Raw genomic sequence first — 18355 nt, 5'->3', positions numbered from 1 at the left:
TCTCCGCATCCGGCCGATCACGAACAGCGAGCGTCGCGGGCTGACTTGGTGTTTTACAGTGGCTCTCGCCAGTCCAGGAGACACCGGAACCTGTGAGGTACACGCCCATCATGTCCACCGAAACGTTTGAGTTCCAGGTAGAGGCCCGTCAGCTCTTGCAGCTGATGATCCATTCGGTCTACTCGAACAAGGACGTCTTTCTCCGCGAGCTCGTCTCCAACGCCTCCGACGCGCTGGACAAACTGCGTCTCGCCGCCCTGCGGGACGACACGCTCGACGTGGACGTCTCCGACCCGCACATCGAGATCGAGATCGACGCGGCCGACCGCACCCTGACCGTGCGGGACAACGGCATCGGGATGTCGTACGACGAGGTCGGCCGGCTCATCGGCACGATCGCCAACTCGGGCACGGCGAAGTTCGCGCAGGAGCTGCGCGAGGCCCAGGAGGAGGCCGGGGCCGAAGGGCTCATCGGGCAGTTCGGCGTCGGTTTCTACTCCGGCTTCATGGTGGCCGACGAGATGACGCTGCTGACCCGGCGGGCCGGCGAGAGCCATGGCACCCGCTGGTCGTCACGCGGGGAAGGCACCTACACGCTGGCGAGGGTGGACGACGCGCCGCAGGGCACCACGGTCACGCTGCACCTGAAGCCGGCCGACGCCGACGACCAGCTGCACGACTACACCGCGGAGCGGACGATCAAGGCGATCGTCAAGCGGTACTCGGACTTCATCACCTGGCCCATCAGGCTGGTCCCGAAGGCGGCCGACGGCGACACCACCGAGGACGGCGCCACCGGCGAGTCCACCGACAGCGACGGGGAAGCCGGCACCGCGTCCGAGCCCGAGACGCTGAACTCGATGAAGGCCCTGTGGGCGCGCTCGCGCGACGAGGTGTCCGACGACGAGTACCACGAGCTGTACAAGCACATCAGCCACGACTGGCGCGAACCGCTGGAGACGGTCCGGCTCCAGGCGGAGGGCACCTTCGAGTACCAGGCGCTGCTGTTCCTCCCCTCGCACGCCCCGCACGACCTGTACAACCAGAACTACCAGCGCGGTGTGCAGCTGTACGTGAAGCGCGTCTTCATCATGGACGACTGCGAGGAACTGCTGCCGTCCTACCTGCGCTTCGTCAAGGGCGTCGTCGACGCGGCGGACCTCTCGCTGAACGTCTCCCGCGAGATCCTCCAGCAGGACCGGCACATCCGGATGATGCAGCGCCGGCTCACCAAGAAGGTCGTCGCCACGGTCAAGGACATGATGACCGCGGCCCCCGACCGCTACGCCACCTTCTGGCGGGAGTTCGGCGCCGTCCTGAAGGAAGGCCTGCTGACCGACTCCGACAACCGGGACACCCTCCTCGCCGTCTCGTCGTTCGCGTCCACGCACAGCGCGGACGAACCGACCACGCTGAAGAGCTACCTGGAGCGGATGAAGGACGGTCAGGACGCCGTCTACTACCTGACCGGCGAGTCCCGGCAGAGCATCGAGAACTCCCCGCACATGGAGGCGTTCCGGGCGAAGGGCATCGAGGTCCTTCTGCTCACCGACCCGGTCGACGAGGTGTGGGTCGACGCGGTGGGCGAGTTCGAGGGCAAGCCGCTGCGGTCCGTCGCCAAGGGCGAGGTCGACCTCGGCGGGGAGGACGACGAGAAGGCCGACGGCGAGCGCGAGAAGCAGGGCGAGGAGTACGCCGGTCTGCTCGGCTGGATGAAGGAGCAACTGGGGGAGGACGTCAAGGAGGTACGCCTGTCGTCCCGGCTCACCGTGTCCCCGGCCTGCATCGTCTCCGACGCGCACGACCTCACTCCGGCGCTGGAGAACATGTACCGGGCGATGGGGCAGGAGGTGCCGCGCGCCCTGCGGATCCTCGAACTCAACCCCGATCACGCGCTCGTGAAGGGTCTGAACCAGGCCTACAACGAGCGGGAGGACCGTACGGGGCTGGCCGACACCGCCGAACTGCTGCACGGACTCGCGGTCCTCGCCGAGGGCGGTCGGCCGAAGGAGCCCGGACGGTTCGTGAAGCTGGTGGCCGACCAGCTGGAGCGCGCGCTGTAGGACTCGCGCCGTAGAGCGTGCGGCTGGAGCGCGCGGTAGAGCGTGCCGCGAGGAGGCCGGGCAGAGTCCTCTGCCCGGTTTCTTCACGTGCCGCACACCGAAAATGCTAGTTGCTTGAGTCAATCAAGTGGGCTTACGATGCTGCGCAGTCGTGCGGAACCGCATCGCCCCACGGAGGCTCGGCCATGTCCCCTGCGCAATCCAGTTCAGCGGAGCCGGGGGAGGGGTCCGCCGCGCCGCGGGCCGGCCTCGTCGTGGTGGTGCTGGCCTTCGGCGGGATCGTGGTCTCGCTGATGCAGACCCTGGTGATCCCGATCGTCCCGGAGCTGCCGGAACTCCTGGACGCCCCGGCCTCCGACACGGCCTGGGCGGTCACCGCCACCCTGCTCGCGGCCGCCGTCGCCACCCCCGTCATGGGCAGGCTCGGCGACATGCACGGCAAGCGCCGCATGCTGCTGGTCAGCCTGCTCCTGCTGATCGCGGGATCGGTCACGGCCGCCCTCAGCGACGGGCTCGTCCCGATGATCGTCGGCCGGGCTCTCCAGGGCCTCGCCTCCGGTGTCATCCCGCTCGGCATCAGCATCATGCGGGACGAACTGCCCGCCGAGCGGCTCGGCTCGGCCACCGCGCTCATGAGTGCCTCCCTCGGCATCGGCGGCGCCCTCGGACTGCCCGCCGCCGCGCTCATCGCGGACCACCTCGACTGGCACGCGCTGTTCTGGACGTCGGCCGCCCTCGGTGCGGTCGCCGCCGTGCTCGTCCCGGTCTTCGTGCCCGAGTCCCCGGTGCGCACCGGCGGACGCTTCGACCTGGTCGGCGCCCTCGGCATGGCGGCCGGGCTGGTGTGTCTGCTGCTCGCGACCTCCAAGGGCGCCGACTGGGGCTGGGGGAGCGGCACCACCCTCGGGCTCTTCGCCGCCGCGGTCGTCGTCCTGCTGCTGTGGGGCGTGTTCGAACTGCGCGTCGGGGAACCCCTGGTGGACCTGCGGACCACCGCCCGCCGCCAGGTACTGATGACCGACCTCGCCTCGACGGCCTTCGGTTTCTCCATGTTCGCCATGTCCCTGGTGCTCCCGCAGCTGCTCCGGCTGCCCGAGGCGACGGGCTACGGCCTCGGCAGGTCACTGCTGGTCGCCGGCCTCGTGATGGCCCCCACGGGCCTGGTGATGATGGCCACCGCGCCGCTCTCCGCGCTGCTGTCCAAGGCGCGCGGTCCGAAGGTGACCCTGATGCTCGGCGCCGTCGTCGTCGCCGCCGGGTACGGCCTCAACATCGTGCTGATGGACGCGGTGTGGCAGCTCGTCCTGGTCTCCTGTGTCATCGGCGCCGGTATCGGCTTCGCCTACGGGGCCATGCCCGCGCTCATCATGGGCGCCGTGGATCCTTCCGAGACGGCCGCCGCGAACAGCCTCAACACGCTGATGCGGTCCATCGGCACCTCCACCGCCGGCGCGGTCGCCGGTGTGCTCCTGGCCCGGCTGACCACCACCTTCGACGGCACCGCGCTGCCCTCGGAGAACGGCTTCAAGGTGGTCATGGCCGTCGGCTCCGGAGCGGCCCTCCTGGCGTTCGTCGTCGCCGCGTTCATCCCGGGGCGGCGGACGGCCGATACGGCCGCGTCGGCCGCGGGACCCGCCCCTGCCGACCCGGCGCCCGCGCCCGCCGTATCGCTCGCCGCTCCACCGCCCGCCGCCGTACCGGACGAGCGGGTCGTGGGTGCGGCGGTCGCCGTGCCGCTGGCCCGCGCGGTCGCGGAACTCGTCGCGGTCGTCCCCGGGCTGGCGGACTCCGGACCGGCCGGAGGCGGGCGTCCGGTGCGCGGGCACGTGCGGGGCGCGGAGGGCGTGCCGGTGGGCGGCGCGGCGGTCACCCTGATCTCGCTGGGCGGGCGGCAGTTGGGCCGCGCGGTCGCCGGGACGGACGGCTCCTACGCGGTCGAGGCGCCGGGGGAGGGCACCTATGTGCTCATCGCCTCCGCCGACGGGCACCAGCCACAGGCGACGACCGTGGTGGTGGCAGCGACACCGGTGACGTACGACGTGCTGCTCAGCGGCACCAGCGGGCTCGTCGGCACGGTGCGGTCCGTGGACGACGGGTCGCCGGTCGCGGGGGCGGTGGTCATCCTCACCGACGTGCGCGGCGATGTGCTGGCCACCGCTCGGACCGACGGTACCGGCGCGTTCTCGGTCGCCGAACTGGTGCCGGGCCCGGTGACCCTCGCGGTCAGCTCGCCCAAGCACCGGCCGCTGGCACTGCCGGTCGAGATCGGCGTCAGCGGTGTCACCCGGGTCGATGTCGAGCTGCGGCCCGGCGCGCTGGTGCGGGGCACCATACGCGGCGGGGGCGCTCCGCTGGCGGACGCGCGGGTGACCCTGGTGGACGCCGCCGGAAACGTCGTGGCGACCGCCACGACCGGCACCGACGGCGCGTACGCCTTCTCCGACCTGGACGGCGGCCAGTACACGGTCATCGCGACCGGCTACCCGCCCCGCGCGACCGGCGTCAGCCTCGGCGGCGGTGACGTGGACGACCACGACATCGAACTCGCCCACGTCGGCGACTAGTTCTGCCGCCCGGGCCGCGAACGCGTGACGGCCGCCCGGCCGCCTGGCTCCGGCCGACCGCGACACGCCGGGCTCCGGCGGGCGGCTGGCGGCGGGCGGCGGTGGAAGGTGGGCGCGACCCCGTGCGACGGTCGCGAGTGCTGCCCGCGGCCCGGACGAGGAGGACCCTGATGCCGGCCTCCTCGCAGCGCGCCACCGTCGCCGTGTCGGCGGCCGAGCCTGCGACCAGGGCGTCCACCGTGGCGGCCGCGCGGCCCCGGCCGAACCCCCGCCGCCCCTGCTCGCTGGAGGCGGCGGCCACCACCTCACGACACCGAGCACCGCCACGTCGAGAGGGCGGGCTCAGCCTCGCCTGACCGCCCTCAGCACCACGAACTTCCGGTCACCGGCGATCAGTTCACTGTTGCCGAACAGCCGCTTCAGCTTCACGTGGTAGCCCAGGTGCCGGTTGCCCACCACCCACAGCTCGCCACCCGGCCGCAGCGCGCGCTCGGCGCCCGTGAACATCCGCCACGCGGTGGCGTCCGTCGTCGCCTGGTGGGAGTGGAACGGCGGGTTGTTCAGCACGATGTCCACGCTGCCGTCGGCCACCCCCGCCAGCCCGTCCCCGACCCGGAACTCGGCGTGCCCCGGCACCCCGTTCGCCTTGTACGTGGCCTCCGCCGACGCCACCGCCTGGAACGACTCGTCGGTGAACAGCACCTCGGCCTCCGGGTTGGCCAGCGCCACCGCCGTACCGACGACGCCGTTGCCGCAGCCCAGGTCGACGACCCGGCGGGTGCCGCTGGTCGTCGGCAGGTGCTTCAGGAGGAACCGGGTACCGATGTCGAGCCGGTCGGCGCAGAACACCCCGGCATGGTTGACGACCGGACGGCCGGAGAGGGCGCCGCCGACGTCGTCGGGAAGGTCGTAGGTGTACGGCCACGGGTTCGCGGGCCTTCGCGGGGCCGGGGCCGGGGTGCAGAAGACGAGCCGGGCCTTCTGTTCGGCGAGCGAGGTCCGGGTCGGCCCCAGGATCCGCTCGAACAGCCGCAGCGTCGAGGTGTGGATCTCCTTCACCATGCCGGTGCCGACGACGACCGTCCCCGTGTGCACGGCGGGGGCCAGCCGCAGCAGCTGGTCCTCCAGCAGCGCCAGGCTCTTCGGCACCCGGATCAGCAGCACGTCGATCCGCTCCGGCACCGGGTCCTGGGTGGTGAGCAGCCGGACCGCACCGGTCTCGACGCCCGCCCGCGCCAGGTTCGCCCGGGTCGCCTCCTGCCCCAGCCAGGAGTCGGTGATCTGCGTCGGGCGGTGCGCCGCGAGCGCCGTGACCAGGGCGCCCCAGCGGTCGCCGAGCACCACCACCGTGCCGGTCAGCGGGACGTCCTGCTCCGCGAGGTGTCTGAGCAGATACGCGTCGGACGCGTCCCAGGCGCGCAGTGTCTCGCGAGGATCCTCGGGGTGGCGGGCCAGCGTGACCTCGCCCCACGGCGTCGTCATACGGTCGTTCATCGTGCGTCAAGGCTAACCGAGCAGCAGCTCAGACCCGGTGTCGGACCCATGGCGGATGATGGACCCATGGACTCGGAGCTGTTTCCGCGCGAACGTGCGCAGGTCGCGCCGGGCGCGGTGCACGTGCCCGACTGGCTGGACCCGGCACACCAGCGGGAGCTGCTCGGGGCCTGCCGCGACTGGGCCCGTCCGCCGGCCGGCCTGCGCACGGTCCGTACGCCCGGCGGCGGCACGATGACCGCCCGCCAGGTGTGCCTGGGCTGGCACTGGTATCCGTACGCCTACGCCCGCACGGTCAGCGACGGCGACGGCGCGCCCGTCAAGCCCTTCCCCGGCTGGCTGGGCGAGCTGGGCCGGCGCGCGGTGGCCGACGCGCTGAGGCCGGCGCGGTCGGCGGCGGCCGCGTACGACATCGCACTGATCAACTTCTACGACGGCGACGCCCGGATGGGCATGCACCGGGACGCCGACGAGAAGTCCGACGCGCCGGTGGTCTCCCTCAGCCTCGGCGACACCTGCGTGTTCCGCTTCGGCAACCCGCGGACCCGGACCCGGCCCTACACCGATGTCGAGCTGCGCAGCGGCGACCTGTTCGTCTTCGGGGGTCCGTCGCGGCTCGCGTACCACGGGGTGCCGCGGGTCCTGCCGGGCACGGCGCCGGCCGGCCTCGGCCTGACGGGACGGCTGAACATCACGCTGCGGGTGAGCGGCTTCCCCGACGCCACCTGAGGAACGGATCATGGGAGACTCGCCCTCATGAGCGGCAAGGCGGACCCCCGGCCGGCGGGGGATGGGACCACCTCGAGAGCGCGGCTGGACCGGGGGCGCGGTGCGCTCGGGCCCGCGTTGGAGCTCGTGCACACCGGGCGGGCGCCCACCCGCGCGGTCCTCACCGCCGAACTCGGCGTCACCCGTGCGACGGCCGGTGCGGTCGCGGCGGAGCTGGAGGCGCTGGGCCTGATCCGGGTCGACGCGCGGCCGGGCGCCGCCGCCGGTTCGCAGGGCCGCCCCTCGCACCGGCTCGAGGTCGCCGAAGAAGGCCCGGTAGCCCTCGCCGCCCAGGTCCACGCCGACGGGTTCCGGGCCGCGTTGGTCGGTCTCGGCGGCCGCATCGTCGCCACCACGCCCAGCTGCGAGACCGTCGACGCCGACCCCGCCAAGGTGCTCGGCGCCGCCGTGGACGCCGGGGCCGAACTGCTGCGGCAGACCGGCCGGACCTGTGTGGGCGCCGGGCTCGCCGTACCCTCCGCGGTCACCGAGCCCGAGGGGCTGGCGCTGAACCCGCTGCACCTGGCGTGGCCGGTGGGCGCGCCCGTGCGGGAGATCTTCGCCGAGCGGATCCGCGCCGCCGGTCTCACCGGCCCCGGCTTCGTGGGCAACGACGTCAATCTCGCCGCGCTCGCCGAACACCGGCACGGCGCCGGACGTGGCGCCCGCGACCTGTTGTGCGTGGCCACCGGGCACCGGGGCGTCGGTGGCGCGCTGGTGCTGGACGGCCGTCTGCACACGGGCAGTTCGGGTCTCGCCCTGGAGGTGGGCCACCTCACCGTCAATCCCGAGGGCCGCCCCTGCTACTGCGGCAGCCGGGGCTGCCTCGACGTCGAGGCGGACCCGCTCGCCCTGCTCACCACCGCCGGCCGCGAACCCGGCCCCGAGGGCTCCCTGCTCCAGCAGGCCAACGAGCTGATCCGCGAGGAGCACGAGGACCCGGTGGTCCGCATGGCCGCCGAGGCCCTGATCGACCGGCTCGGCCTGGGCCTGGCCGGTCTGGTGAACATCCTCAACCCGGACCGCATCATCCTCGGCGGGCTGCACCGCACCCTCCTGGACGCCGACCCCGACCGGCTGCGGGCCGTCGTCGCCGACCGGAGCCTGTGGGGCCGCAGCGGCGGAGTTCCCATCCTCGCCTGCTCCCTCGACCACAACAGCCTGGTCGGCGCGGCCGAGTTGGCCTGGCAACCGGTCCTGGACGATCCGCTGGGAGCGCTGGGCCCCGTGTGAGCGCGGCGCTCGCCCTCCCGCCGCTGCCCGGCCTACAGCGCGGCCCCGCCGTCGATCACCAGGTCGGCGCCCACGACGGACGCCGCGTCGTCCGACGCGAGATACAGCACCGCCTGGGCCACCTCCTCGGTCGACGACACCCGGCCCAGCGGGGACTGCTCCTTCATCCGCAGGGCGCGCTCGGCCTCGGACTCGCCGGGCCGCAGTGACATGGCCGTCCCGGAGGGGCCGGGGCTGACGGCGTTGATGCGGACGCCGTCCCTCAGGTGTTCCAGCGCGGCACCACGGGTCAGCGCGGTCACGGCCGCCTTGCTCGTGGCGTACGCGGTCAGTCCCTGAACCTGCCGGTGCACACCGATGTCGGACGAGACGTTGACGATCGCGCCGCCGCCCGGCTGCGTCCGCATCTGCCGGATCTCGGCCCGCAGGGCGAGGAAGACACCGGTCAGGTTGGTGTCGACCAGGGACCGCCAGTCCGCCTCGTCGACGTCCGCGAGGGGCCGTCCCGCCCGCAGGATCCCCGCGTTGTTGACGGCGACGTCGAGCGAGCCGAACCGGTCGACGGCCGCCCGGACGAGCGCGTCCAGATCGGCGGCGCGCGAGACGTCGGCGACCCGGGCGAGCGCGGTCCCGCCGTCCCGTTCGACGAGGCCGACCGTCTCGTCGAGCGAGGCGCGGGTGCGCCCGGCCACGACGACCCGGGCCCCCTCGGCGGCGAAGGCCAGGGCGAGGGCGCGTCCGATGCCGGAACCGCCACCCGTGACGAGGGCGGTGCGGCCGGAGAAGCGGTTCCGAGACATGGCAGTCCTTTCCAGACCGTTCATTCCAGAATGAGGGCGGGCGAAGCGCCCCGGGCGGTTCCCGTGGGCCGGGGTGCGGTAGGTCCAGCGGTCAGTCCAGCAGGGTGAGTGCCTGTTCCGCCGCGTCCCGCACCCGCGCGGGATCGGGCGAGGCCTTGCCGACCACCCGCACTCCCTGGAGCAGGACCAGCAGCATGCGCGCCAGCCCGCGCGGATCGCGCCCGGCGGGCAGTTCGCCCTGCGCCCGCGCGCGCACCAGCGCCGACTCCAGCAACGTCTCCAGGTGCTCCCAGCTCCGCTCGACCCGACGGGCCGCCGCGGGGTCGTGCGGGGCCAGTTCCGCGGCCGTGTTGGTGACGAGGCACCCGTACGCGCGGCTCGCGTCCTCCGTGGCCTCCGCCGCGAACCGCCGCACCACCGCGCGCACCGCGGGCAGGGCGGGTCCCGGCTGCGACAACTCGGCCAGGAGCAGTGGCTGGTACGTCTCGCCGTAGCGGTCCAGCGCCTTCAGGTACAGGTCGTGCTTGTTGCCGAAGGTCGCGTAGAGACTGGCCCGGCCGATCCCCAGGTGCTCGACGAGGTCCGCCATCGACGTGGCCTCGTAGCCGCGCCGCCAGAACAGCTCCAGCGCCGAACGCAGGGCCGCGTCCGGGTCGAACTCCTTCATCCTGGGCATGCGGTGACGCTAAATCACATCAGAATGATCGGTCAAGTACGTGCGGAAGGACGCGGGTTCGGGCGCCCCCCGGCGCCGGCGTGGATCTCTCGGGGGACGCGATGGGCGGCCGGAACCGATGGCCGACGACGGCCCGGCGTGGCCGGACGGCCTGGTCCGCCCCGCGTCGAAGTAGGTTGAGGCCATGACAGTCGAACTGACCGTGAGCGTCCTCGGCACCGGCATCATGGGCGCCGCGATGGCCCGCAACCTGGCCCGGGCGGGCCACACCGTGCGCGCCTGGAACCGCACCCGCGCCAAGGCCGAGCCGCTCACCGCCGACGGCGTCCAGGTGGCCGACACCCCCGCCGAGGCCGTCGAGGGCGCGGACGTCGTCCTCACCATGCTCTACGACGGCCCCGCCGCCCTGGAGGTCATGCGCGAGGCCGCCCCCGGCCTGCGCCCCGGAGCCGCCTGGGCGCAGTCGACGACCGCCGGGACCGGGGCCGTCGGCGAGCTGGCCGCCTTCGCCCGCGCCCACGACCTCGTCTTCTTCGACGCGCCCGTGCTGGGCACCAGGCAACCCGCCGAGGCCGGTCAGCTCACGGTGCTCGCGGCGGGGCCGAGCGCGCACCGCGAGGCGGTGACGCCGGTCTTCGACGCGGTGGGCGCCCGGACGGTCTGGACCGGCGAGGACGGCGGCGAGGGCAGCGCGACGCGCCTGAAGCTGGTGGCCAACAGCTGGGTCATCGCGGCGACCGCCGCGGCGGGCGAGGTGCTCGCCCTGGCACAGTCCCTGGACGTCGACCCGAACGCGTTCTTCGGGCTGATCGCGGGTGGCCCGCTCGACATGGGGTACCTGAAGGCGAAGACCGGCCTCGTCCTCGACGACCGGCTCACGCCGCCGCAGTTCGCGGTGACGACGGCCGCGAAGGACGCGCGTCTGATCGTCGAGGCCGGCCGTGACCACGGCGTCCGCCTCGACGTGGCGCAGGCCAGTGCCGAGCGCCTCGAGCGGGCCGCCGCCCAGGGCCACGGCGACGAGGACATGGTCGCCGCCTACTTCGCCAGCTTCGACGAGAACGCCTGATCCCCCAGAACCCGAGCCGCTAGGAGATCCCGTGTCCAAGCCCCCGCTTCCGCCCGAGGCCGTCGAACTGCTGAGCCGCCCCAACCCGTGTGTGATGGCCACCCTGCGTTCCGACGGAGCCCCCGTCTCCACCCCCACCTGGTACGTCTGGGAGGACGGGCGCGTCCTGATCAGCCTGGACGAGGGCCGGGTCCGTCTCAGGCACCTGCGCCGCGACCCGCGCGTGACCCTCACCGTCCTGGACGCCGACGGCTGGTACACGCATGTCACCCTCATCGGACGGGTGGCCGAGCTGCGTGAGGACGAAGGCCTGGCCGACATCGACCGCATCTCCACCCACTACACGGGCAAGCCGTACCCCGACCGGGTCCGCTCCCGCGTCAGCGCCTGGATCGAGGTCGACCGCTGGCACGGGTGGGGCGCCCTGAAGGACAGCGACCAGGCGTCCACCTGACCGTTCCGCGTACGGCAGGCGGGCAGGACAGGCCGATCGGTCGGGCGGTCAGCGCCAGTCGGCGCCGAAGGCCCGCCCCGGGTTCTCCGCCAGGATCCGCGTCACCAGCTCCTCACCCACGGCGAGCGCCAGCCGGGGCCGGACCCGGCGCAGCAGATACGGCATCCCGGGGCCGCCGTCGACCGACCGGGCCGCGGCCGTCGTGGTGTCGCCGCCGAGCAGCAGCCGGTCGCCGAAACCCGCGTCGGCCAGGGCCCGTACGGCGTCCGGCATCCGCCAGTCGGTGGCGTGGTGGGCGCGCGACGGGCCGTCGAAGGCGAGCCAGCAGCCCGCCTCGGCGGCCTGCCGGTGCACCACCGCGTCGGGTGCGCGGTTGAGGTGGCCGAGGATCACCCGGTGCGGGGGCACCGCCAACTCCCCGCACAGCAGGTCGAGTACGTCGAGCGCGCCGGTGCCCAGCTCCAGATGGACGGCGATCGGCGCGTCCGTCGCGTGATGCGCCTCGGCCGCGGCCGTCATGGTCCAGCGGCTGTGCGCGTCGAGGGCGTGGAACCCGCCCGCGACCTTGACGAGCCCGGCGCGGACCCCCGAGATCCCGATGCCCTCGGTCAGTTCGGCCACGAACACCTCGGCGAGCCGGTGCCGCAGCCCGTCGAGCGTCGCCCCGTCGTAGTGGACGTCCTGGTGCAGTCCGGTCGCGGCGACCACCCGCACCCCGGCCTCGCGGGACAGCGACGGCAGGTCCGCCGCGCGCCGCCCGAGACCGTAGGGCGTCCACTGGACGACGGCCTCGCCGCCCTGCGCGCGGAACGCGGCGAGTTCGGCACGCGCCGCGGAGCGGCTGTTCAGCTCCTGACCGGGCAGCCGGGGACTGCCGAAGAACAGGTGGTCGTGCGCGTCGCACACGCCGAGCCGCTCCGCCGGCACGTCCCCGAGCACCGTCCGTACGGCGCTCACCACTGCCGGCCCGCGGGCAGGGCGCTCCGGCCCGGTGCCGACAGGTGCAGCACCTGGAACATGTCGCCGTCCGCCGCGGGCGTGTCGTGCGCCCAGAGCGAGAAGTGCACGCTCTCCCAGCGGCTCGTGTCCACCGCCGCCGCGGCGAGCACCGCGCCCTCCTCCCGGGCCAGCCGTCGGGCCTCGGCCACCGCGTCCCGCGCCACCTCGGACAGTGCCGCCGTGTCCGGGAGCGGTTCGCGCCGCCGCACGGCGAACAGGGCGGGCGATCCGGCGGCGACGCCCTCCTCGTACGCCAGGCCCGTCCACTGACGGACCGCGGGTCGTCCGAAGTCGTCGCTCAGCCGCTGGAAGCCGCCTCCCCAGAGGAAGGCGTTCATGCCCTCCACGGTGTTCCAGAGGTAGAACGGGGCGTACTGATCGACCGGCGAGCCGTGCACCCCGCGTTCGCGCACCAGGTACGCCTTGAGACCGAGACCCTCCCAGTCGTCGAGCAGATGCCCCACCCGGGACACGCGCGCGTGGATGACGCCCATGTCGTAGTCGGCGGGCAGCGTGAGTTCGTACTGCATGGCGTGCAACGGGCCTCCTAGCCGGCCGGACGAGGTGCGAGCAGCGACAGCAGCCCGCGGACCCCCGCGTCGAAGGCGGTCGGTGAACCGGCCGCGCGGGCCAGGACGTAGCCGCCCTGGACGGTCGCGACGACGGTGGCGGCGATCGCCTCGCCGTCCAGCTCGGGCCCGAACTGCCCCTGTTCCTGGCCCTCTTCGACGAGGTGCGCGATCCGCTCGCGGATCCGGTCGATCGTCTCGTCGACGGGCGCGCGCAGCTCTTGGCTCGCGATCACCTCCGGATCCATCGTCAGTCGCCCGACGGGGCAGCCGCGCAGCACGTCCCGCTCGCGCGTCAGGTACGCCTCGATGCGCTCGTACGGCGTGCCCGGCCCGTCGAGCACGCGCTCGGCGGTGGCCCGCATCTCGTCGGCCGTCCGCCGGATCGCCGCCAGGGCGAGGTCGGGCTTGCCCTTGAAGTGGTGGTACATGCTGCCCTGCCCGGCGCCCGCACGCTCCAGGATCGCCTTGGGGCTGGTCCCCACGTAGCCGCGCTCCCAGAGCAGCTCCCGGGTGGACTCGATCAGTCGCTCGGCGGTGCTCATGACCCGACTGTACATACTGGTAGTTACAGAAGTCGAGCGGTCACGGAAGTCGAGCGGTCACGGAAGCCGAGCGGTCCAGGAAGTCCGAGCCGTCACGGATGCCGCGCGGTCACCGACCATCTCCCGGGAGCACCCCGGAAGGAGCAGCCCGGACACGCGCGCGTACTCCCCGCGAGGTACGCCCACTGCCGCTGGCCGTACGACGACCCGGACCCCCGTACGGCGGGACGCTCGAGGCATCAACGCGGAACCCACCGAGGAGATGACCCGAGATGAACACCCTGGCGAACTGGGACGGCGGCGGACCCGGCCCGTGGATCCTGTTCCTCCCGCTGATCTGGGCGGCCGTCGTCGTGGGCGTCGTCACGCTCCTGCGGCGCACGGTGTGGCGGGGCCGCCGCGGCCCCTGGAGCGCGGTCGGTGACCCCCGGCCCACCGGCGACTCGCCGCTCGCCGTCCTCGGCCGTCGCTTCGCCTCCGGCGAGATCGACGAGGACGAGTACTGGCGCCGGCTGTCCGTCCTGGACGAGCAGTTCGGCCGCACCGGCAAGGGCGGCGCGGTATGAGCACCGCGACCGCCACCACGGCCACGCGCAACGCCGCGCGAGTCGTCGACGCCGTGAAGGTGTACGGCGCCGGCGACACCGCGGTCCGGGCCCTGGACGGGGTGAGCGTGGACTTCCCGGCCGGACGGTTCACCGCGATCATGGGCCCGTCGGGCTCGGGCAAGTCCACCCTGATGCACTGCGCGGCCGGCCTGGACACCCTCACCTCGGGCACGGCGTACATCGGCGACACCGCGCTGAGCGCGCTCGACGACCGCCGCCTCACCCTCCTGCGCCGCGACCGGGTCGGGTTCGTCTTCCAGGCGTTCAACCTGGTGCCGACCCTGACCGTCGAGGAGAACATCCGGCTGCCGCTGGACCTGGCGGGAGAGCGGGGGGAGGCGGAGTGGATCGATGCCCTGGTGGACGTCGTCGGACTGCGTGACCGGCTGCGCCACCGGCCCGGCGAGCTCTCCGGCGGCCAGCAGCAACGCGTCGCCGTGGCACGGGCGTTCGCCGGCCGGCCGGACGTCGTCTTCGCCGACGAGCCCACCGGAAACCTGGACTCCCGCGCCGGGGGAGAGGTGCTCGGGCTGCTGGCCGACACGGTGCGCCGGACCGGCCGCACGGTCGTCATGGTCACCCACGACCCGGTCGCCGCCGCCCACGCCGACGAGGTCGTCTTCCTCGCCGACGGACGGCTCGTCGACCGGATGGGGTCCCCGACCGCCGACCGCGTCCTGGACCGCATGAAAGCCTTCGAGGTGCCGTCATGAACGCGTCCATGCGCCTCAGCGTCTCCTCCCTGCGCGCCCACCGCCGCCGGTTCGCCGGAACCTTCCTCGCCGTCTTCCTCGGCGTCGCCTTCCTGGCCGGGACGCTCGTCATGGGGGACACCCTGCGGGCCGGCTTCGACTCGATGTTCGGCGACGCGACCGCGGGCACCGACGCCGTCGTACGCGGCGCCGACACCGTCACCACCCCCGGCGAGAGCCAGGGCGTGCGCCGGCCCGTCCCCACGGACCTGGTCGGCACCCTCGCGGCCGTCCCCGGCGTCGCGGCCGTCGCCCCAGACATCCAGGGCGCGGGCCAGATCGTCGGCGGCGACGGCAAGCCCGTCGGCGGCCAGGGCCCGCCCACCCTCGCCGGCAACTGGATCACCGACCCCGAGCTGAACCCCTACCGGCTCGCGGAGGGCCGCGCACCGGCCCGGTCCGGCGAGGTCGTCGTCAACCGGGGCGCCGCCGAGAAGGGCGGCCTGACGATCGGCGACACCACCACCTTGCGCACCCCCGATCCGGTACGCGTGACGATCGTCGGTCTCGCGACCTTCGGCGGCGCGGACGGTATGGCCCAGGTGACCTTCACCGGCATGACCCGCGCCGACGCCGAGAAGTACCTCACCGCCGGGCCCGGCCGGGCGACGAGCATCGTCGTGCGCGCCGACCCGGGAGTCGGCGGGCCGGAGCTCGTCGACCGGCTGACTCCCGTACTGCCCCGGGGCGTCGAGGCCATCACCGGCCAGGAGGCGGCGCGGGAGAACACCGACATGATCGCCAGTCAGTTCCTGACGGTCTTCACCACGTTCCTCCTGGTGTTCTCCGGCGTGGCCCTGCTGGTCGCGACCTTCTCCATCCACAACACGTTCGCCATCGTCGTGGCCCAACGCGCCCGCGAGAACGCCCTGTTGCGCGCTCTCGGCGCCTCACGCCGCCAGATCACCGAGGCCACGCTCGTCGAGGCCGCCGCGGTCGCCCTGACGGCGTCGGCCGCCGGACTCGCGGGCGGCATCGGTGTCGCCGCCGGCCTCCAGGCACTGTTCCCGGCCATCGGATTCCCCTTCCCCGAGGGCGACCTGGTGATCGGCGCCCTGTCGCTGGCCCTCCCCCTCCTGGTCGGCGTCCTGGTCTGCCTGGGGTCCGCGCTGCTCCCCGCCGTACGCGCCGGGCGCACCGCCCCGCTGGCCGCGCTGCGCGAGACGGCCGTGGACTCCTCCGGAGCCTCCCGCCCGCGCGCCGTCACCGGCGCGGGCCTGCTCACCCTCGCCGTCGCGATGACCCTCACCGGCGTCCTGGTCTCCCCGTCCGTGTGGTCGGCGGGAGGCGGAGCGGTCCTGGCCCTGATCGCCTTCGTGGTCCTCGGCCCGGCCGCTGTCGGCACGGCGGTGCGTGTCCTCGGCGGCCCGCTGGACCGGCTGCGCGGCGTCACCGGGGGCCTGGCCCGCCGCAACGCCCTGCGCAGCCCGAAGCGGACGGCCGCCACCGCCGGTGCCCTGATGATCGGCGTCGCCGTGGTCTCCCTCTTCACCGTGTTCGGGGCCTCCCTCAAGGCGACCATGGACCAGACCGTCTCCCGCTCCTTCGCGGGCGACGTCGTGGTCAGCACGCCCTCCTTCGGCGCGGGCGGCAGCGGCCTCAGCCCCCGGCTCGCCCCCGCCCTCGGCGCGCTGCCCGAGGTGGACACGGCCGTCGGACTCGGCCGGGGCGTCGCGGAAGTCGACGGGAAGGGGCGGGCGTTGACCGTCACCGACCCGCTCGCACTGCGCCGCACCTTCGACCTCGGCACCGTCCAGGGCGACCTGGGCGCCCTCGGGACCGACGGCATCGCGATCACCCGTGAGGAGGCGGACCGCCGGAACCTGACGACCGGTGACACCGCCCGGCTCGCCTTCGCCGACGGCACCGAGAAGACGTTCACCGTACGCGCGGTCTACGGCCGTTCCGAGCTCGCGGGCGACTACGTCATCACGCGCGCGGCGTGGGCACCGCACCGAACCCAGGACGCCGACACGCTGCTCGCGGTCACCTTCGCGGACGGCGTCGGCGCGGAGCGGGGCAAGGCGGCCGTGGAGAAGGTCGCCGCCGGGTTCGGCAACCCCGAGGTGCAGACCCGCGACGAGTACGCGCGGTCGTCGGCCGGAGGCATCGACATGATGCTCACCCTGGTCTACGCCCTGCTCGCCCTCGCGGTCCTCATCGCCCTGCTGGGCATCGCCAACACGCTGTCCCTGGCGATCCACGAACGCACCCGCGAACTCGGTCTGCTCCGGGCCGTCGGCCAGACCCGCTCCCAGCTGCGGGCCATGGTCCGCTGGGAATCCGTCCTGGTCGCCGCGTTCGGCACCACGGGCGGGCTCGCCCTCGGCGTCTTCCTCGGCTGGGTGCTGGTCCGGGCCTCCGACGGGGCGGGCGACAGCGCCTTCGCCTTCGCGCTGCCGCCCGCCCGGCTCGCGGTGGTGGCCCTGGTGGGAGTCACCGCCGGAGCGCTCGCCGGACTGCGTCCGGCCCGGCGAGCGGCCCGCCTGGACGTACTGCGGGCCATCGCCACGGAGTGACGTACACCTGAGCGGCGTATCTCCCGGGGACGGGGCACCGTGGTCCGGGACGACCCGCGCCCCGGGAGGTGACGTCACCGCCCGGTCAGCCGACGACGGCCGACCGGGCGGGGGCATGTGCGGGCCGCAGGTCGTCGACGGGGACGACCTCCGTGAACCGCGGCGGGACCTGCTCCCGGGGCGTACGGCGCGGCGGGCGCGCCGACAGCTCACGTGTGACGACCGGGGCCGGCAGCGTGAACCACACGACCTTGCCGGACTCGCCGTCCGGCCGGGCGCCCCAGCTCTCGCTCACGGCCGCCACCATGGCCAGGCCACGCCCGCAGGTGGTCAGGGCCTCGTCGTCGACGACCCCCATGACCGGCAGCCGCGGGTCGCGGTCGCGCACGGAGACGGTGAGCCGGTCGAGCAGCAGCTCCATCTCCACGACACACGTCTTGTCGGGCTGCGCGTGCAGGTGGACGTTGGTCAACAGCTCCGTCACACCGAGCGCGGCGCGGTCTATGAGCGGATCCATGTGCCAGTAGCGCAACTGCGCCGATACGATTCTGCGGACCTGGCCGATCCGCGACGGCAGGGCCTGAAGCTCGACCGTGCAGTGCCTGTTCGGGTTGGTGATCACGGCTGCGACTCCCCGACTTAGGTCCGGAAGAACACGGGATTCGGATCGAGCAGGGCGTCTGCGCAAGGCGGCCGCCTGCTGTCGTGGCCGGCGGGCTGGTTCGCAGCGTTATCGCCGGTAAACCCAGAGTGACGTGAGACCAGAGTGGCGCAGGGGCCGCGGTGCCGCAACTCGCGTGGCGCCCGCCACCCGTCCGGCCTCATCGGCGCAGGCTCAGTCGCCGCGCCCCGCCGCCCTGCGCACGGCCTCGATGAAGCGGCGCGCCGCGGGCGGTCCCGGTTCGCCCGGCGCCGGGTCGTGGTCCCCGAGGGTCAACAGGTAGCGCTTGCCGTTGAGATCGGCCAGTGCCCGGTCCTCCGGCGCGAACCAGGGCCGGGAGGCGCGGACCGCCTGCACAGGCGCGCTGTCGATCTCGCTGCCGTAGCTGGTCAGCAGTTCCAGCCTGCCGTCGCTGATCCGGACCTGTCCGGCTCGGGTGAGCGAACGCAGCCGCTTGCCGATGCGCACGCCCGTAGCCGTGAACTCCGGCTCCGCCATGCCTCCCCGCCCCCTCGCGTTGCTGGGCGAGCCGAACCGTGCACCCGCGTGGGTCGTGATCCAGCCCGCGTCGTGATCGAACT

Annotated in this window: 17 protein-coding genes; 9 read left to right on the top strand and 8 right to left on the bottom strand. The window is 73.5% G+C overall.

What is annotated here, in order from left to right:
* Nucleotides 1-110 precede the first annotated feature (110 nt).
* Both htpG and AOQ37_RS21300 read left to right on the top strand, forming a co-directional pair.
* On the top strand, nucleotides 111-2063 hold the full coding sequence (gene htpG, locus AOQ37_RS21305) for a molecular chaperone HtpG (RefSeq protein ID WP_062646193.1): 1953 nt from the start codon (nucleotides 111-113) through the stop codon (nucleotides 2061-2063).
* A 185-nt stretch (nucleotides 2064-2248) separates the two neighbouring features.
* Nucleotides 2249-4627, top strand: a complete 2379-nt coding sequence (locus AOQ37_RS21300; RefSeq protein WP_062646192.1) for an MFS transporter — start codon at nucleotides 2249-2251, stop codon at nucleotides 4625-4627.
* Nucleotides 4628-4969: 342 nt separating this feature from the next.
* Here AOQ37_RS21300 and AOQ37_RS21295 read toward each other — a convergent pair whose 3' ends face one another.
* Nucleotides 4970-6109, bottom strand: a complete 1140-nt coding sequence (locus AOQ37_RS21295; protein WP_062646191.1) for a methyltransferase — start codon at nucleotides 6107-6109, stop codon at nucleotides 4970-4972.
* A 78-nt stretch (nucleotides 6110-6187) separates the two neighbouring features.
* Between AOQ37_RS21295 and AOQ37_RS21290 the strand changes: the two genes are divergently transcribed.
* A complete protein-coding gene (locus AOQ37_RS21290; protein WP_062646190.1) occupies nucleotides 6188-6850 on the top strand; it encodes an alpha-ketoglutarate-dependent dioxygenase AlkB family protein in 663 nt (220 codons plus the stop codon).
* A 27-nt stretch (nucleotides 6851-6877) separates the two neighbouring features.
* Nucleotides 6878-8122: an ROK family protein gene (locus AOQ37_RS21285; RefSeq protein WP_062646189.1), complete on the top strand. Its 1245-nt coding sequence runs from the start codon at nucleotides 6878-6880 to the stop codon at nucleotides 8120-8122.
* 32 nt (nucleotides 8123-8154) lie between these two features.
* Here AOQ37_RS21285 and AOQ37_RS21280 read toward each other — a convergent pair whose 3' ends face one another.
* Together AOQ37_RS21280 and AOQ37_RS21275 are read right to left on the bottom strand one after the other, a co-directional pair.
* Nucleotides 8155-8922: an SDR family NAD(P)-dependent oxidoreductase gene (locus tag AOQ37_RS21280; protein WP_062646188.1), complete on the bottom strand. Its 768-nt coding sequence runs from the start codon at nucleotides 8920-8922 to the stop codon at nucleotides 8155-8157.
* 91 nt (nucleotides 8923-9013) lie between these two features.
* Nucleotides 9014-9598: a TetR/AcrR family transcriptional regulator gene (locus AOQ37_RS21275; protein WP_062646187.1), complete on the bottom strand. Its 585-nt coding sequence runs from the start codon at nucleotides 9596-9598 to the stop codon at nucleotides 9014-9016.
* Nucleotides 9599-9782: 184 nt separating this feature from the next.
* Between AOQ37_RS21275 and AOQ37_RS21270 the strand changes: the two genes are divergently transcribed.
* Both AOQ37_RS21270 and AOQ37_RS21265 read left to right on the top strand, forming a co-directional pair.
* Nucleotides 9783-10667 carry an NAD(P)-dependent oxidoreductase gene (locus AOQ37_RS21270; RefSeq protein WP_062646186.1) on the top strand — a complete coding sequence of 295 codons (885 nt, stop codon included), beginning with the start codon at nucleotides 9783-9785 and terminating at the stop codon, nucleotides 10665-10667.
* Between the two features lie 31 nt (nucleotides 10668-10698).
* Nucleotides 10699-11121 carry a PPOX class F420-dependent oxidoreductase gene (locus AOQ37_RS21265; RefSeq protein ID WP_062646185.1) on the top strand — a complete coding sequence of 141 codons (423 nt, stop codon included), beginning with the start codon at nucleotides 10699-10701 and terminating at the stop codon, nucleotides 11119-11121.
* Nucleotides 11122-11169: 48 nt separating this feature from the next.
* On the opposite strand, the gene AOQ37_RS21260 is transcribed toward AOQ37_RS21265, so the two are convergent.
* The 3 genes from AOQ37_RS21260 to AOQ37_RS21250 are packed head-to-tail and all read right to left on the bottom strand — an operon-like array spanning nucleotide 11170 to nucleotide 13234.
* Complete coding sequence (locus AOQ37_RS21260) at nucleotides 11170-12078, bottom strand: phosphotriesterase family protein (protein ID WP_062646557.1); 909 nt, start codon at nucleotides 12076-12078, stop codon at nucleotides 11170-11172.
* On the bottom strand, nucleotides 12075-12659 hold the full coding sequence (locus AOQ37_RS21255; RefSeq protein WP_062646184.1) for a DUF4865 family protein: 585 nt from the start codon (nucleotides 12657-12659) through the stop codon (nucleotides 12075-12077). The genes AOQ37_RS21260 and AOQ37_RS21255 overlap by 4 nt, the downstream gene beginning before the upstream one ends.
* Before the next feature lie 8 nt (nucleotides 12660-12667).
* A complete protein-coding gene (locus AOQ37_RS21250; protein ID WP_234436971.1) occupies nucleotides 12668-13234 on the bottom strand; it encodes a TetR/AcrR family transcriptional regulator in 567 nt (188 codons plus the stop codon).
* A gap of 272 nt (nucleotides 13235-13506) precedes the next feature.
* On the opposite strand from AOQ37_RS21250, the gene AOQ37_RS21245 reads away from it, so the two are divergent.
* The 3 genes from AOQ37_RS21245 to AOQ37_RS21235 are packed head-to-tail and all read left to right on the top strand — an operon-like array spanning nucleotide 13507 to nucleotide 17113.
* Nucleotides 13507-13800 carry an SHOCT domain-containing protein gene (locus AOQ37_RS21245; RefSeq protein ID WP_062646182.1) on the top strand — a complete coding sequence of 98 codons (294 nt, stop codon included), beginning with the start codon at nucleotides 13507-13509 and terminating at the stop codon, nucleotides 13798-13800.
* A complete protein-coding gene (locus AOQ37_RS21240; protein ID WP_062646181.1) occupies nucleotides 13797-14555 on the top strand; it encodes an ABC transporter ATP-binding protein in 759 nt (252 codons plus the stop codon). Before AOQ37_RS21245 ends, AOQ37_RS21240 begins: the two co-directional genes overlap by 4 nt.
* A complete protein-coding gene (locus AOQ37_RS21235) occupies nucleotides 14552-17113 on the top strand; it encodes an ABC transporter permease (RefSeq protein ID WP_062646180.1) in 2562 nt (853 codons plus the stop codon). The genes AOQ37_RS21240 and AOQ37_RS21235 overlap by 4 nt, the downstream gene beginning before the upstream one ends.
* Before the next feature lie 85 nt (nucleotides 17114-17198).
* Here AOQ37_RS21235 and AOQ37_RS21230 read toward each other — a convergent pair whose 3' ends face one another.
* Entirely contained in the window at nucleotides 17199-17735 is a 537-nt protein-coding gene (locus AOQ37_RS21230) for an ATP-binding protein (RefSeq protein ID WP_062646179.1), read from the bottom strand.
* 213 nt (nucleotides 17736-17948) lie between these two features.
* Nucleotides 17949-18272 (bottom strand): hypothetical protein, encoded by a 324-nt coding sequence (locus AOQ37_RS21225; RefSeq protein ID WP_062646178.1) that lies wholly within the window; start codon nucleotides 18270-18272, stop codon nucleotides 17949-17951.
* Between the last annotated feature and the right edge of the window lie 83 nt (nucleotides 18273-18355).

It is taken from the genome of Streptomyces maremycinicus, from assembly GCF_001184025.1.
Taxonomy (GTDB): domain Bacteria; phylum Actinomycetota; class Actinomycetes; order Streptomycetales; family Streptomycetaceae; genus Streptomyces; species Streptomyces maremycinicus.
This window is presented reverse-complemented; position numbering and strand designations above follow the sequence as displayed.